Annotated in this window: 12 protein-coding genes; 6 read left to right on the top strand and 6 right to left on the bottom strand. The window is 60.6% G+C overall.

Annotated features, from left to right (window positions below):
- Positions 1–76: 76 nt before the first annotated feature.
- From ACA046_RS06580 to ACA046_RS06600, 5 genes are all read left to right on the top strand, one after another.
- Positions 77–2,404: a beta-galactosidase gene (locus tag ACA046_RS06580; protein WP_497676133.1), complete on the top strand. Its 2,328-nt coding sequence runs from the start codon at positions 77–79 to the stop codon at positions 2,402–2,404.
- A gap of 92 nt (positions 2,405–2,496) precedes the next feature.
- Complete coding sequence (locus ACA046_RS06585; protein ID WP_497676134.1) at positions 2,497–3,642, top strand: serine hydrolase domain-containing protein; 1,146 nt, start codon at positions 2,497–2,499, stop codon at positions 3,640–3,642.
- Between the two features lie 142 nt (positions 3,643–3,784).
- The gene (locus tag ACA046_RS06590; RefSeq protein WP_497676135.1) at positions 3,785–4,945 is read left to right on the top strand and encodes an OmpA family protein; all 1,161 of its coding nucleotides are present in this window, start codon (positions 3,785–3,787) and stop codon (positions 4,943–4,945) included.
- A gap of 27 nt (positions 4,946–4,972) precedes the next feature.
- Entirely contained in the window at positions 4,973–5,620 is a 648-nt protein-coding gene (gene pdxH, locus ACA046_RS06595; RefSeq protein ID WP_497676136.1) for a pyridoxamine 5'-phosphate oxidase, read from the top strand.
- A gap of 281 nt (positions 5,621–5,901) precedes the next feature.
- The gene (locus ACA046_RS06600; protein ID WP_056857494.1) at positions 5,902–6,366 is read left to right on the top strand and encodes an outer membrane lipoprotein; all 465 of its coding nucleotides are present in this window, start codon (positions 5,902–5,904) and stop codon (positions 6,364–6,366) included.
- 75 nt (positions 6,367–6,441) lie between these two features.
- Here the strand turns inward: ACA046_RS06600 and ACA046_RS06605 are convergent, their stop codons facing one another.
- From ACA046_RS06605 to nhaA, 3 genes are all read right to left on the bottom strand, one after another.
- Positions 6,442–6,777, bottom strand: a complete 336-nt coding sequence (locus ACA046_RS06605; protein ID WP_497676137.1) for a hypothetical protein — start codon at positions 6,775–6,777, stop codon at positions 6,442–6,444.
- Positions 6,774–8,003, bottom strand: coding sequence for an S-type pyocin domain-containing protein (locus tag ACA046_RS06610; RefSeq protein WP_497676138.1), 1,230 nt, complete (start codon positions 8,001–8,003; stop codon positions 6,774–6,776). Before ACA046_RS06610 ends, ACA046_RS06605 begins: the two co-directional genes overlap by 4 nt.
- 156 nt (positions 8,004–8,159) lie before the next feature.
- Positions 8,160–9,347 (bottom strand): Na+/H+ antiporter NhaA, encoded by a 1,188-nt coding sequence (gene nhaA / locus ACA046_RS06615; protein ID WP_497676139.1) that lies wholly within the window; start codon positions 9,345–9,347, stop codon positions 8,160–8,162.
- Between the two features lie 213 nt (positions 9,348–9,560).
- Here nhaA and ACA046_RS06620 point away from each other — a divergent pair, with 213 nt between their 5' ends.
- Positions 9,561–10,658 carry a PLP-dependent cysteine synthase family protein gene (locus tag ACA046_RS06620; RefSeq protein WP_497677049.1) on the top strand — a complete coding sequence of 366 codons (1,098 nt, stop codon included), beginning with the start codon at positions 9,561–9,563 and terminating at the stop codon, positions 10,656–10,658.
- A gap of 135 nt (positions 10,659–10,793) precedes the next feature.
- On the opposite strand, the gene ACA046_RS06625 is transcribed toward ACA046_RS06620, so the two are convergent.
- From ACA046_RS06625 to ACA046_RS06635, 3 genes are all read right to left on the bottom strand, one after another.
- Entirely contained in the window at positions 10,794–12,407 is a 1,614-nt protein-coding gene (locus ACA046_RS06625; RefSeq protein ID WP_497676140.1) for an NAD(P)/FAD-dependent oxidoreductase, read from the bottom strand.
- Positions 12,408–12,514: 107 nt separating this feature from the next.
- Complete coding sequence (locus ACA046_RS06630; protein ID WP_459026558.1) at positions 12,515–13,186, bottom strand: COG3650 family protein; 672 nt, start codon at positions 13,184–13,186, stop codon at positions 12,515–12,517.
- Positions 13,187–13,260: 74 nt separating this feature from the next.
- A complete protein-coding gene (locus ACA046_RS06635) occupies positions 13,261–13,860 on the bottom strand; it encodes a short chain dehydrogenase (RefSeq protein WP_010176697.1) in 600 nt (199 codons plus the stop codon).
- Between the last annotated feature and the right edge of the window lie 44 nt (positions 13,861–13,904).

Raw genomic sequence — 13,904 nt, forward strand, 5'->3', positions numbered from 1 at the left:
CCCACTTCGTGGTCTATCTCACCATTGCTTCACGTCATCAGGCCAGTCACCGGCCGTTTGGGAGAACCTTGTTCACATGATTCGCACGCTGCCCGCTGTTTTTGCCTTGTTGTTTGCCGCGCCATTGCTGGCTGCGCCTGCCGGGCAACAAACCCTGTTCAACTTTGTACGGCCCGCCGATGTGGTCAAGGTGGCGACCCAGGACGCCAGCCTGCCGCAATACAACGCCGAACAAACCCCTGAAGGCGAAGTGCTGCGCCGTATCACGTTCAACCCGGCGGCCGAACCGAGCCTGGTGCTCAGCCCGCAGACCGGTGCCTGGGACTGGTCGCAATCCGGCGCCATGAGCCTGCGCATTCAAAGCGCAATGGACTGGGCGCTGACCCTGTACGTCAAGGTGCAGAGCAATGATGGTCGGACGCTGTTCAGCCGTATCGACCTGCCGGCAGGCCCGGCGCAGACGTTGTTGATTCCGCTGCAAGCCAACTCGCCGCTGAGCCAGGGCATGAAAGCCGGCCCGCCGATGCCGATCACCGTCGATGGCCAGCGTGTATTGCTGGCCAGCAGCGAAGGGGAGATCGACCGCAGCCAGATCGTGTCGGTGACCCTGTCGATGATCAAGCCCAATGTCGCTCAAAGCATCCTGCTGGAGCGCTTTGGCGTGCAAGACGTCGAGCCGGTGCTCAAGGCCACCTACAGTGATCTGGTGGACACTTACGGGCAGTCCACCCGCGCCAGGTGGCCGGAGAAAGTCAGCAGCGACGAGCAGTTGCGGGCCGCAGCGGTCAAGGAGCAGCAACAGCTCAAGGGCTGGCTGGCCGAGCGCGATAAGGCGTCCCTGGACAAGTACGGCGGCTGGAACAAGGGCCCGGCCTTTGACGCCAGCGGCTTCTTCCGCACCGAGAAGCGCGACGGGCACTGGTACCTGGTGACACCGGAAGGCCATCCGTTCTACTCCCTGGGCGTCAACACCGTAGCGCCGGACAACAGCCAGACCTACGTTGCGGGCCGCGAATGGATGTTCGCCGCGCTGCCCAAGGCCGGCGAACCTTTCGACAAATACTATGGAAGCAGCGACAGCCGCAGCGGCAATGGCGCGGATCAGGGGCGCAGCTTTAATGTCGGCCGCTGGTACGACTTCTATGGCGCCAACCTGCAACGTACCTATGGCCTGCCTTGTGTGCCGCCTGCACCTTGCGCGCCGGAAGGTTTCGACCAGAAACGCTGGGTCAGCCACACCCTCGACCGTCTTAAAGCCTGGGGTTTCAACACCGTCGGCAACTGGAGCGCGCCGCAGCTGGCCACCGCCGACCGCGTGCCTTACACCTTGCCCCTGTCGATCGTCGGCGATTACGCGAGCATCAGCACCGGAACCGATTGGTGGGGCGGGATGCCCGACCCGTTCGACCCGCGCTTCGCCATGGCCACCGAGCGTGCGGTGGCGATTGCCGCCCGTGACCATCGTGACGACCCATGGCTGATCGGCTTCTTTGCCGACAACGAACTGGCCTGGGCCGGTCCCGGTGATGATCCAAAATCCCGTTACGCCCTGGCCTACGGCACCCTGCGCATGACCACCGACGTGCCGGCCAAGCGCGCGTTCCTCAAGCAATTGCGCGACAAGTACCGCAACCAGGACGGTCTGTCCAAGGCCTGGGGCATCGAACTGCCCGCCTGGGAGCTGATGGAAGACCCGGGATTCGTGCCGCCCATGCCAAACCCTGAGCACCCGGAAATTGAAGCGGACTTCAAATACTTCCAGAAGACCTTTGCCGATGCCTACTTCAAGACCATCTCCGATGCGCTGAAATGGCATGCGCCCAACCAGCTGTTACTGGGCGGCCGTTATGCGGTCAGCACCCCGGAATCGGTGGCGTCCTGCGCGCAGTATTGCGATGTGCTGAGTTTCAACATGTACACCCTCAAGCCGCAGGATGGTTACGACTTCGCGGCCTTGCGGGCGTTGGACAAGCCGGTGCTGATCACCGAGTTCAACTTCGGCTCGGCAGACCGTGGCCCGTTCTGGGGTGGCGTGACGCAGTTGGCCAGGGAAGAGGATCGCGGGACTGCCTACGCCAACTTCCTCAAGCAGGCCATGGCCGAGCCGTCGATTGTTGGCGTGCATTGGTTCCAGTATCTGGACCAGCCGGTCACCGGTCGTCTGCTGGACGGCGAAAACGGCCACTTCGGCCTGGTAGGCATCACCGATGTGCCGTTCCAGGGCTTTGTCGAGAGTGTGCGTAAAAGTAACCTGGCGGCGGTCGATCAACTGGGCAAAGAGGCCGAGAAGGCCAAGGCGGCTGCTGCGGTTCACACCGCAGAAGGCGGTAAACCGGGGCGTGACGGCAATGCCGCAGGGCCGGGTGCAGGGCATTCCGGCGGGCATTCCGGCAAGGGCCATTGATGGCGCCATATCGATGAGTGCGGGTTCACAAATCACTCAATGACTGGAACAATGTCGGCCACTTTTTGTAGTACTTTTCCGAGGGGGCTTAGGTGCAGATTCAGGGTCATTACGAGCTTCAATTCGAAGCGGTGCGTGAAGCCTTCGCCGCGCTGTTCGACGACCCCCAGGCGCGTGGCGCCGCGCTGTGCATCCAGATTGGCGGCGAAACCGTCGTCGATCTGTGGGCCGGTACCGCCGACAAGGACGGTGCCGAGGTCTGGCACAGCGACACCATCGCCAACCTGTTCTCCTGCACCAAGACCTTTACAGCTGTCACGGCGCTGCAACTGGTGGCCGAAGGCAAGTTGCAGCTAGATGCACCGGTCGCCAAATACTGGCCGGAATTCGCTGCAGCCGGTAAAGAAGCCATCACCCTGCGCCATCTGCTCTGCCACCAGGCCGGTTTGCCGGCCCTGCGTGAGACGCTGCCCGCCGAAGCGCTGTACGACTGGCAGATGATGGTCGACGCCCTCGCGGCCGAAGCGCCGTGGTGGAAGCTCGGGGAAGGCCATGGCTATGCGGCGATCACCTACGGCTGGCTGGTGGGCGAACTGCTCCGTCGCGCCGACGGTCGTGGGCCCGGCGAGTCCATCGTGGCCCGGGTCGCACGGCCATTGGGCCTGGACTTTCATGTGGGTCTGGCAGACGAAGAATTCCATCGGGTTGCCCATATAGCTCGAGGCAAGGGCAATGTAGGCGATGAGGCGGCACAGCGTTTACTTCAAGTAACGATGCGCGAGCCAATGGCGATGACTACCCGTGCATTTACCAATCCACCGTCTATTCTGACCAGCACTAATAAACCCGAATGGCGGCGTATGCAGCAGCCAGCGGCAAATGGTCACGGTAATGCACGAAGTCTGGCGGGTTTTTATAGTGGGCTGCTCGACGGTAGTTTGCTGGAAGCCGACATGCTTGAAGAGTTGACCCGGGAACACAGTATCGGCCCGGATAAAACCTTATTGACACAAACCCGGTTTGGGCTGGGCTGCATGTTGGATCAACCGCAAGTGGCAAACGCTACGTTCGGCCTTGGCCCACGGGCCTTTGGGCATCCGGGGGCAGGTGGCTCGGTTGGGTTTGCCGACCCGGAACATGATGTAGCCTTTGGTTTTGTGACCAATACATTGGGGCCTTATGTACTTATGGACCCGCGGGCGCAAAAGTTGGTAAGAATATTGGCCGGTTGTCTGTAAATAGCTTGCTGTCTTGCGTTTTTTTGTTACAAAGGCACATACAAAAAGACGCTAGGCGAAATGTTGTAACTTTAATGTTCCAGAAGCGTCTGTTTAACGGGTCATTCAGGCCCCTGGTTTTTTCTCATTTTGTGGATATCTCATGTTATCGAACAAGTCCTTGGCACTGGCGCTATGCCTCACTATTACTGGCTGTGCACAAACCCCACAAAATGATGCCGAAGGTGGGCATTGGTGGTCATTTGGCTCTGATAAGGCTGCTACCAAGGACGCAGTGAGCCAAACCGACACCAAGCCGGATGCCAAACCGGCCGTTGCTGCCAAGGCGCCTGCGCCGGTTGCACCTGCCGCTGCAGCACCTGCACCGGTTGCCAAGGCGGATACTGGCTCCAGCTGGTGGCCGTTCTCGTCGAAAACCGACGATGCCAAGGCTGACCTGAAGGCCGACCTCAAGGCTGCAACGCCTGCCTCCGGCGCACCCACTGCTGCACCGGCTGCCGCACCTGCCGTTGCCAAGACAGATACCGATACCAAATGGTGGTGGCCGTTCGAAAGCAAGCCAAAGCCATTGGCCAAGGTCGACGTTGCCAACATTCCAATGCCTGATCCAAAAATCACCCAGGCCTGGCTGGACGACTACGAGCCGCGCCTGCGCCTCGCGATCAAGGACAGCAACCTGCAACTGGAACGTCGCGACAACGTATTGGTCGTGATTGCCCCGGTTGACGGCTCCTACAACCCGAAACGCCCGGCGATGTTGTTGCCGGTGACCCTGGGTCCATTCACCCGCGTTGCCAAGGCTGTTGAAGGCGATCCGAAGACCGCCGTACTGGTCCTGGGCCACGTCGATACCTCGGGTGCCGAGCCGGTGAGCCAGGCCCTGACCAAAGAGCGCGCGCAGTCCATCGCCTCGATCTTCAGCCTCAGCGGCCTGAAGCAGGACCGCCTGATGCTGCGTGGCATGGGCGACCTGATGCCACGTGCCGCCAACGACAGCACCCAGGGCCGTGCCCTGAACCGTCGTATGGAAATCCTGTTCACCCAGCGCACCACCATGCTGGCCTTGCTGAGCAAGTACAACTCGGGCAACCCGCCGAAGGCTGAAATGGTTGCTGTGCAGGACGTTCCTGCTCCCGCCGCTGCTCCGGTCAAAAAAGCTGCTGCTCCGGCGAAAAAAACCGTCGCCAAGAAGGCTGCCGCCAAGCCGGCTGCCAAAAAGGCCCCGGCCAAGCCTGCCGCTAAAAAGCCAGCACCTGCCAAGGCCGCTGCCCCAGCCGCTACCAACGACCAGGCAAAAAACTGATTATTTGAGCAAGAAGGATAAAGCCGCATGACCCAGGCACTGGCCGATATGCGCCGTGACTACACACGGGACGGTTTGAGCGAGGCCCAGGCCCCGGACGAACCGTTTGGCTTGTTCCACCAGTGGTTTGCGGATGCGGTGAAAACCGAGCAGCCGCCGGTGGAGGCCAATGCCATGACCCTGGCAACGGTCGACCAGGACGGTCGCCCGCACTGCCGGATCCTGCTGCTCAAGGGCCTGGACACACAGGGCTTTACCTTCTTCACCAATTATCAGAGTGCCAAGGGCGAACAGCTCGCGGCGCGGCCGTTTGCTGCCATGACCTTCTTCTGGCCGACCCTGGAGCGCCAGGTGCGCATCGAAGGTCGGGTGGTGAAGGTCACTCCCGAGGAGTCGGACGCTTACTTCCAGGTCCGCCCTCTGGGCAGCCGCCTGGGAGCCTGGGCTTCACCGCAAAGCCGGGTCATCAGGGACCGCGAAGAGTTGCAGGACCTGCTCAAGGCCACCGAACAACGCTTCAGCGATACCCAGCCTGACTGCCCCGAGCACTGGGGTGGTTATCGCCTGCTGCCGGAGCGCATCGAGTTCTGGCAAGGCCGCGCGAGTCGTTTGCATGACCGCCTGAACTACCGCTTGCAGGGTGCCGACTGGACCCGTGAGCGGCTGGCGCCCTGAGCCCACCTTTCGTCACCTCGCCTGAATGTAGCGCTGCACGCCGAAGTCTCTAGTCAGAGGCCTTGGATGGGTAGCGTTGCGCCGCGTTATGCCGCCGTTGGCTACAATGATGAAAGCGTCCATCAAGATCCTGAGGGAGGTGGGATTGCTACCGTTCGTCGAGTTTTTCGGTACAGGTTCTCTGTACTAAGGCTGAATGAAAACAATTTTCTGCCCGGCATGCCGTGACAGGCGGCAAGCCACAGCGGTTTAATGGATACCTGTCCTTTGGAGTTGATGCTATGCGTAAGTCCGTTTTACTAGTTGCCTGCTTTACCACCCTGTCGCTGCTGCTGGGTGGCTGCGCCTCGAGTCTGACCGGCGACTCGTACTCCCGTGACGAAGCCCGTCGTGTACAGACTGTTCGCATGGGCACCATCGAATCCCTGCGTCCGGTGAAAATCGAAGGCACCAAGACCCCAATCGGCGGCGCTGCGGGTGCAGTCATCGGCGGCGTTGGCGGCAGCGCCATCGGCGGCGGCCGTGGCAGCATCGTGACCGCCGTTATCGGCGCAGTCGCCGGCGGCCTGCTGGGCTCGGCCACCGAAGAAGGCCTGACCCGCACCCAGGGTGTTGAAATCACCGTCCGTGAAGATGATGGCAGCATGCGCGCCTACGTCCAGGCGGTTGAAGAGAACGAAATCTTCCGCATCGGTGACCGCGTTCGCATCATGACCGTGAACGGAACCAGCCGCGTTACTCGCTAAGGGTAAGGTTGCAGGAAAAGAAAAACCCCAACCGGGTGACCGGTTGGGGTTTTTTGTTGGAGAAAATCCGGGACGTCAGGTGAACATCTGAATATCGTCAAGTGCGTCTTGTACGACCCCACTCAGAGAAGGAGATTTTCTTTTTGCCTGCTGCAGCACGGGCGTAACCTTCGCCATATCCAACTCACCGAAACGGCGCGCAATGTGGCCTATCGCAATGATGGCAGCCGACGCGATGTCCTCGTTGTCATTGTTTGCGTACTTGAGACAGGTTTCTTGTGCCCAGATAGCATCTGTCTCGTTAAGGCCTATGGATATTAGGGCTTCTGTGACCTTGCTCAGGTCATTAGTGGCTATAAAGCTTATAGCTTCATCCTGACTTAAAGACGGGTCGTGATAGCGCAAACTCATTTTTCGGCTCCCAGAATCTTTCCTTTTCGATCTGTTTTGTTCGCTTTTATTAAAGCATTTTTCATCTCTTGTCTTAGCTCACTCCACAGTCTCACATGACCGTGGTAAACGCCTTCTGAGGTGCGATCGATCACTACAAACTCTTTTGTGTGTGGGTCAATCCCTATACGTCTACGTGAGTTTGGCGGATTCAGCTCTACCGAGTTATTAAGCGCATCCAGGCCGTTAGTCGGCTTTCTGCTTTTGACAGCGTTATCTTTTTTTCCGTGATAGGGGGCGTCCTCATACCTCAGGCTTACGACGATATACAGAGGTCGAATACCCGAACCCGCCGGGAACACCAGAATAAAATCCCTGTATTCCGGCGGATAGATCGGATCAACGATGATGTTGTCGGCCTTCTCGGTTGGCGGATACACCCAGATTTGCGGCGCCTGCGGTGCAGCCTCCAACGCAGGAATGCCGAGGGTGTCAGCGGGGTCGACAGCAGGCGTCCAGATCAGCTCGACGCCGTCGCCCAAGTCCGCGACCTGCTGCGTGCCGCGCTGGCCAAACTGCACGACATCAACCATTTCCCAGTCGCGATTTTTCCCGGTGTAGAAGGCGTATCCCTTGAGCGTGCCGTCAGCAAGTTGCTCGATATGCAGGCGGGCTCGGGTGCGTGCCCGTGGCATTGAGCGCAGTTGACGGTCGCTGTAAAGCGCACTATCGCCCAGGCTGGAGGGCCAGACGAGGGCTGCAACCCCAAGCATCAGTCCGGCCCCAGCTGTTCCAACACTCGCTGCGATGCTGGAGGCGCCACTAACCGCTGAGCCACCCAGTGCCAATGTCCCTAGCCCAGCCGGGAGTGCGCTGCCGCTGATCTTTTTGAGTGACAGCAGCCCCTCACTGTCCGTTTCACGGCCACCCAGCAGCACGTGCTCGCCATAGTCTCCTATGGGGTCAAGCGGTATATAGCCGGATGGATTGTTGTAGTCGATGTGGGCGTCCGGCAGGTTGCAGGACTTGGCGAAGACGCAGCCCGCCATGGGCAATGTTGCTGGCGGCCGCTCCACTTTGCGCCTGGCCTCGTAGGCTTCCTGGCGGGCAAGCATGGCTTCATATGCTCGCTGCCTGGCATCACGCTCAGCCAGCTCGCGCTCGTTCATGTTCTCGAGCCGTCGGTAACCGCCCGTGCCGGTCCCGTAGCATCGCCAGACTTGGGGTATATCCTTGTTGTTTGCCATCGTGCCCTCCTGGCGTGTTGCATAACGACGTCCGTCGACAGAGTCGGGAGCACGACGTTATTGCACGCAGAGGAGGGTGGATGTAGGGCGCTTCTGTGAGATGGCGCCGAATGGGCCGAGAGGAGAGTGGAGCCGGCAAGCCGGCTCCAAAAGTGATTACGCCTGAACGACTGCCTGCTTACGACTCGCCATCGCCGTCACTGCATACCCGATCAGCGCCGCCAATATCGACCCGGTCAGGATGCCCATCCGGTCCATCCCGGCGTATTCACTGCTGCCTGGCACAAACGCCAGCGAGCCGACGAACAGGCTCATGGTGAAGCCGATGCCGCACAGGATTGCCACGCCCAACACCTGACCCCAGTTGGCGCCAGCGGGTAGCGCGGCGAGGCCGGTTTTTACCATGACCCAGGTGAAACCCAGCACGCCAATGGTCTTGCCCAGCAGCAGGCCGGCGGCGATGCCCATCGGTACGTGGTGGGTGAAGCTTTCCAGGTTGACGCCGGCCAGCGAAACCCCGGCGTTGGCAAAGGCAAACAGCGGCAGGATCGCGTAAGCCACCCAGGGATGCAGTGCATGTTCCAGGGTCAGCAGCGGCGAAGGTTCGGCGTTTTTGGTGCGCAACGGGATGCAGAACGCCAGGGTCACGCCGGCCAGGGTGGCGTGTACACCACTCTTGAGCACGCAGACCCACAGGATCAGCCCGACAATCATGTAGGGCCCCAGCTTGACCACACCGAGCCGGTTCATCGCAATCAACGCGATCAGGCATGCCGCTGCACCGGCCAACGAGGCCCCGGACAGGTCGGTGGAGTAAAAGATGGCAATGACGATGATCGCGCCAAGGTCGTCGATGATGGCCAGGGTCATCAGGAACAACTTCAGCGACACCGGCAGTCGCTTGCCCACCAAGGCCAATACGCCCAGGGCGAAGGCAATGTCGGTGGCCATGGGGATCGCCCAGCCACCGAGGGCGGCGGGGTTGTCCTTGTTCAGCGCCCAGTAGATCAGCGCCGGCACGACCATGCCGCCGATGGCTGCTGCGCCGGGTAGCACCACTTGCGAGGGTTTGGACAGTTGGCCGTCGAGCAGTTCGCGTTTTACCTCAAGCCCGATCAGCAGGAAGAACAGGGCCATCAGGCCATCGTTGATCCACAGCAGCGCCGGCTTGGCGATTTTCAGTGCGCCAATTTGTGCGACTACCGGGACGTCGAGAAAACTCGCGTAAAAGTGTGACAGCGGTGAGTTGTTGATGATCAGCGCCAAGGCCGCAGCTGCGATCAGGAGCAGACCGCTGGCGGCTTCCAGCTGGAAGAAACGGGTGAAAGTGCTACGCAGAGGCAAGGGATGCTCTCCCATCAAAGTTCAGTAGGTGGGTACCCTAACCCGTACCGTTAGTTGTTAAAACAAAAGTTATATTCTTATTTGTTATAAGTGATCGGTCTCATCACTCGAGCGTCAAACTCCGAAAAGTGTGTGTCCAATTGAGTCATGACTGTATCTGTGTGGAGTGTAGGAAACATCCTAAGATCAAGTCTGAAATCCTTAGAGAAACCGATCATGAGCGACAACCGCCAATGGGCCCGCGAAGCCATTCGTATTATTGAAGCGGACTTCCAACGCAGCGCCGACACCCACCTTATCCCCTTGCCGTTGCCGGGTTTGTCGGGCATCGAGCTGTATTTCAAGGATGAGTCCAGCCATCCCACCGGCAGCCTGAAACACCGGTTGGCGCGTTCGTTGTTTCTCTATGCGTTGTGCAATGGCTGGCTCAAACCTGGCGCTCCGGTGATCGAGGCGTCCAGCGGCTCCACGGCGATTTCCGAGGCGTACTTCGCCCGGCTGTTGGGCTTGCCGTTTATTGCGGTGATGCCGGCCACCACCTCCCAGGAAAAGATTGCGCAGATCGCGTTCTACGGTGGCCAGAGCCATCTGGTACAGGATCCGACGCAGATCTACGCCGAATCCGAGCGTCTGGCGCAGGAAAGCGGCGGCCACTTTATGGACCAGTTCACCTACGCCGAACGCGCCACCGACTGGCGGGCCAACAACAACATTGCCGAATCGATCTTCCAGCAACTGCGCTTTGAGCGTTACCCGGAGCCGAGATGGCTGATTTCCAGCCCCGGTACGGGTGGCACCACGGCGACGTTGGGACGTTATGTGCGTTATCGCCAGCACTGCACCCGGGTGTTGTGCGCGGATGCGGAGCGTTCGGTGTTTTTCGATTACTACCTGAGCGGCGATGCCAGCCTGCGTCTGGAGTGTGGTTCACGCATTGAAGGTATTGGTCGGCCACGGGTTGAGGCGTCGTTCTTGCCCAAGGTGATTGATGCGATGGTCAAGGTGCCGGACGCGCTGTCCCTGGCGGCCATGCATTACCTGGCGCAGCGTTTGGGGCGGCGAGTGGGCGGGTCCAGCGGCACCAACCTGGTCGGCGCGTTGATCGCGGCACAGCAGATGAAAGCGGCGGGAGAGTCGGGCTCGATTGTGGCGATCTTGTGCGACGGTGGGGAGCGCTATGCCACGACCTATTACGATCAGGCTTGGCTGGCAGGGCAGGGGTATGCGTTGGAGGGTTTGATTGCGGCCGTTGCGGCGAGTGTCGAGCGGGGAGAGGCGCTGCCAGATAGCGTGTTGCGCGCCAATATCTAAAACACCGCATAACCATTGTGGGAGCGGGCTTGCTCGCGAATGCGGTGTGTCAGCCAATACATCATTCGGCTGATCCACCGCATTCGCGAGCAAGCCCGCTCCCACATTTGATCTGCTGCGTTTTCAGCGCAGTGGTTAAGCTTCGATACCCAACATATCCCGCGCCAACGCTTCGGCAATCCGAATCCCGTCGACACCTGCCGACAAAATCCCACCGGCATAACCGGCACCTTCGCCCGCCGGGAACAGGCCTTTTACGTTCAGGCTCTGCATCGAGTCGTTACGGGTAATCCGCAGCGGCGATGAAGTGCGGGTCTCGATCCCGGTCAGCACCGCATCGTGCAGGGAGTAGCCCTTGATCTGCTTCTCGAACGCCGGCAGCGCTTCGCGGATCGCTTCGATGGCAAAGTCCGGCAACGCCAGGGCCAGGTCACCCAAGGCCACGCCGGGCTTGTAGGACGGTTCCACGGTGCCGATGGCGGTGGACGGCTTGCCAGCAATGAAGTCGCCCACCAGTTGCGCCGGCGCTTCGTAGTTGCTGCCACCGAGGATGAACGCGTGGGATTCCAGGCGCTCCTGCAACTCGATCCCGGCCAGCGGGCCGCCCGGGTAATCCACTTCCGGGGTGATGCCCACCACGATCCCGGAGTTGGCGTTGCGCTCGTTGCGCGAGTATTGGCTCATGCCGTTGGTCACCACGCGGTTCGGCTCGGATGTCGCCGCGACCACGGTACCGCCCGGGCACATGCAGAAGCTATAGACCGAGCGACCGTTCTTCGCGTGGTGCACCAGTTTGTAATCGGCAGCGCCAAGTTTCGGGTGCCCGGCGTACTTGCCCAGGCGCGCAGCGTCGATCAGCGATTGCGGGTGTTCGATACGGAAACCCACCGAGAACGGCTTGGCTTCCATGTACACGCCGCGGCCATGCAGCATGCGGAAGGTGTCACGGGCGCTGTGGCCGAGGGCCAGGATCACGTGCTTCGACAGGATCTGTTCGCCGCCATCCACCACCACGCCATTCAACTGGCCGTCTTCGATCAGCACGTCGGTAACCCGCTGCTCGAAGCGCACCTCACCGCCCAGGGCGATGATCTGCTGGCGCATGTTTTCCACCACGCCGGTCAGGCGGAAGGTACCGATGTGCGGCTTGCTGACGTAGAGGATTTCGTCCGGCGCACCGGCTTTGACGAACTCGTGCAGCACCTTGCGACCGTGAAATTTCGGGTCCTTGATCTGGCTGTAGAGCTTGCCGTCGGAGAAGGTCCCGGCGCCGCCTTCACCAAACTGCACGTTGGATTCGGGGTTCAGCACGTTTTTGCGCCACAGGCCCCAGGTGTCCTTGGTGCGCTGGCGTACTTCGCGGCCGCGTTCGAGGATGATCGGCTTGAAGCCCATCTGCGCCAGCAACAGCCCGGCGAAGATCCCGCACGGGCCAAAACCGACGACGATCGGCCGCTCGGTCAGGCCTTCCGGCGCATGGCCCACGACCTTGTAGCTGATGTCCGGTGCCGGGTTGACGTTGCGGTCGTCGGCGAACTTGAGCAGCAGGGCCGCCTCGCCTTTGACTTCCAGGTCGATGGTGTAGATGAAGCACAGCTCCGACGATTTCTTGCGGGCGTCGTAGCTGCGTTTGAACAGGGTGAAATCGAGCAGGTCATCACTGGCGATGCCCAGGCGCTGCACAATGGCAGGCCGCAGGTCTTCTTCGGGATGGTCGATGGGCAGCTTGAGTTCGGTGATTCGTAACATGACAGGAATCCGGTAGGCGGCGGGCAAAGAGGCCGGCTGTTTTGCAAACCGGCGATTATAAGCCCCAACAGCGGTTTCCCGTCATGTTAAAACAGCGCAGCGGATAATCAGTCGTCCCGCGAGCCGCCGAACGACGCGCAACCGCGCTGCACCTGGCCGTTGACCCGAAGCTCGGCGGACATGTGCTGCAGGCTGCCGCTGGCGCTGTCGACACAGCGTTGCGGGGCCACCCAGAGTTCGATGTGCTGGTTGTTGGCTTCGGTCATCAGGTTGAACCGTCCGTCGCCCGATTGTTCTTCCACATACGGCACGGCCAAGGGTGGCTGGCCTTCACGCTCCAGCACCATGCCCTTGGCGGTAACGTTCATCGCCCAGGCCGGTTTGTGGCCGTTGGCCCGCAGGATCATGCGCTTGAAATCCGGGTCATCGCAGGCCGAGGTCGAGCGCTCGACGCGGTACACCTGTTGCAGGTCTACGGTGCCCTGGGTGCCGCTGGCAACGCCGGAAAACTTGCCACGCAAGTCGGCAAACAGCGCGCCTTGCTGGCCGGCCAGGGAGGCGGCTTCCTGCAGGATGCTGGTGCCGCCGGTGTCGTTGACCACGTAGTTGCGTTTGTCGTTGCAGGGCTGGAACAGCAATTTGTCACCCTGCGCCGTCAGCTCACCCTGCATGCGGGTCAGCCCGGCGAGAGAGGGTTTGGCCGGCTCGTTCTCGAACATCTGGCAGGCGGCGAACAGGGGCAACAGGGCAAACAAAGCTAGGGTACGGGCGGCACGCATTATCGGGTCTCCTGATAAGTGCCGCCACGTTACGCAGGCTGGCGGTGCATCACAAGCCCGGGACACAGGTTGAATCAACCAACAATAAACGTCTGCCCCGTTTGCAAGCCTTCCACGCTTTTCGCGTAGGCCAACGCCACCTCAGCTCCAGGAGCCGGTTTGTAGCCACGGAAGTACGGCGCGTAGCTGCCCATGGCTTCCAGCAGCACGGTCGGACTCACCGAGTTGATACGCAGGCCGCGAGGCAGTTCGATCGCTGCAGCTTTCACGAATGCATCCAGCGCGCCGTTGACCAGGGCCGCCGAAGCGCCGGTGCGAATTGGATCGCGGTTGAGAATGCCGCTGGTGAAGGTGAACGACGCACCGTCATTGGCGAACTCGCGGCCAATCAGCAACAGGTTCACCTGGCCCATCAGCTTGTCTTGCAGGCCCAGGTCAAAATCGGTTGCGCTCATTTCGCCCAGGGGCACGAAGTTGACGCTGCCGGCGGCGCAGATCAGTGCGTCGAACTTGCCGGTCTGTTCGAACAGTTTGCGGATCGAGGCGCTGTCGCTGATGTCGACCTGGAAGTCGCCACTCTTGCGACCGATGCTGATCACTTCATGCCGTTGGGACAGTTCTGCCTTGACCGCCGAACCCACGGTGCCGCTTGCGCCAATCAACAGGATTTTCATCGTGCCTTCCTCCAGATGTGTAGGTGAGTTTTCAGTCTAAAGTG

The sequence above is a fragment of the Pseudomonas sp. LBUM1641 genome, assembly GCF_059716235.1.